Here is a 2,108-nt window from a genome sequence, read left to right as displayed (position 1 = left end):
CACTATTTTTGGGAATTAAAATTTCCCCTTTTGAGTTTTTGATATCCTTGGCAACTGTTAAGGTTAAGCTCTGGGTTTGACCGGGAAACACGACTACCTTGTCTGAAACTTTGTAGTCAACACTAATGATTGTCCCCTTGGGAACTCTGTAAGACGAATTATTGGGAGTTTGATTAGTGCTTCCCGTTGGATTGCTAGAGCTACTCGTATTACTCGTATTAGATATATTAGATGAAGTACTTACCGTCGAGACTGGAACCACATAGTTAGAAGCCTGTATCATGCTCGAACTAGGGACTGAAACGGTTTGATTTTGTATCCTTGTAGAACTAGCTGCGGTTGCAGAGACAGACATTCCTAACGGTGAAGCTACCCCAACAGCTAATCCTAGTACCAGCAAGGTAGCGCTGCTTGGGCAATCAAAAGACCAACTAAACATGAAAACGACTCTCCCTCAGATAAAACTTTTCGCCTAGCCGAAAGTATCAGTTGGCGGAGGCTATAGATTCCCTTTTCCTGACGAGACCCAACAGTTAAAGTTCCAAGTTGGAGAGCAGCCCCATTGAGGAGACGCGATCGGGACTTGAATGGTTCACGTATTGTAGAACTGAGGAATGGAAATGAGGCAGAGTGTTTAGGGAGTCAGTGTTTGAGAGCTAAATTGCCTCTGGTGACATCTTGCACCTTTCTCAATAATCGTAGGGTGGGCATTGCCGACCAACGATAGAATCAAGTTTTTAAGTTCTATTCGGCAATGCCCACCCTACAGGCGAAAGATTATTGAACGTGGTGCAATATATGAGTCCGGTGAAAGCTTCGTTTGCTCTTTGAATCGATTCTCCATTTCCCTACGCGGACAGTACGCTTGCGTAGAAAGTTAACCGGAAGAAACGTCTTAGGTTGCAATCGATGTAACAACAAATCGAACGTTTATACCTGTGTGACTATACTCAGCTTTAGTAATTAAACGTCAATATCGGCTCCCAGATTTCTCAGTCTGGTAATTGAGTGAACGGTATAAGCAACAAGGTAAAACTAGACTCTCAACGGCTTTCAACACTTCTACATGCAGTCATGATTTTGAAATATTGTTTAATTTTTTTAAATCAAGTCTTTTAGAGATAAAAATAAAGAAATAATACTATCAAGTGTTTGCTGTAAAACCTGATGGATGAGAGGTGCTATGCTAAAAAATCTTCAGTCAGGATTCGATAATTTCAAGTTAGGCAAAAAGTTAACGATTCTCTTGCTCTTAGTCTTTATTGGGGGGATTGTCATTAGCGGTGCAGGTTTAGCGACTATCCTGAATCGCAATGCTCAAAATGAAATTACCTCCAAGGCGCTGGTTCTGATGGGAATTATGAACTCGGTTCGGGACTATACAAATACTCAAGTCAAGCCGGAGTTAGTTGATAAGTTGGAAACCAAGTTTATCCCACAGACTATTCCGGCTTTTTCGGCAAGGGAAGTCTTTGAAAAGTTTCGCAGTGATAAAAGCTACAAAGAGTTTTCCTATAAGGAGGCGACGCTTAATCCTACGAGTTTACGAGATAAAGCGGATGACTTTGAGCAGAAGATTGTGGAGCGCTTCCGTAGCGATAAAAATCTTAAGGAATTGCAAGGATTCCGTTCCACTTCTACAGGGGAGATTTTCTACATTGCTCGTCCCCTAGCCATTACTAAATCCAGCTGTTTAGTCTGTCACAGTACACCCGACGCAGCGCCCAAGAGCATGATTAAGCTCTATGGCACTAAGCATGGTTTTGGTTGGAAACTTAATGAGGTTGTCAGCGCACAAATCATCTCGGTTCCTGCGAGTACAGTAATTCACAATGCTCGTCAGTCATTCCTCTGGATCATGGGCGTTGTATTGGTAATTTTTGCTGCTGCCATATACACCGTTAATCGCTGGTTGAATCGATATGTGGTTCGACCGATCAATCGGATGGCTCAAGTGGCAGAAGCTGTGAGTATAGGTGATACAGAGGCGGAATTTGAACGGGTGTCCAATGATGAAGTAGGAAGTTTAGCAGATGCCTTTGAACGGATGAAGATGAGTTTGGTTATGGCAATGAAAAGGCTTGACGGTTATCGGATTGGCCGTCGCA

1 protein-coding gene and 1 pseudogene are annotated in these 2,108 nt (G+C 42.7%); one reads left to right on the top strand and one right to left on the bottom strand.

Going from position 1 to position 2,108, the window contains the following annotated elements:
- Positions 1–439 (bottom strand): annotated as a pseudogene (locus V6C93_RS32575) (hypothetical protein); the annotation flags it as partial.
- A gap of 744 nt (positions 440–1,183) precedes the next feature.
- Between V6C93_RS32575 and V6C93_RS32570 the strand changes: the two are divergent.
- A partial coding sequence (locus tag V6C93_RS32570) for a Tll0287-like domain-containing protein (protein WP_333480835.1) occupies positions 1,184–2,108 on the top strand: 925 nt, incomplete at its 3' end.

The sequence above is a fragment of the Allocoleopsis sp. genome (assembly GCF_036703385.1).
Lineage (GTDB): Bacteria > Cyanobacteriota > Cyanobacteriia > Cyanobacteriales > Coleofasciculaceae > Allocoleopsis.
The sequence above is the reverse complement of the archived record's forward strand: the minus strand, read 5'-3'. Positions and strand labels throughout refer to the sequence as shown.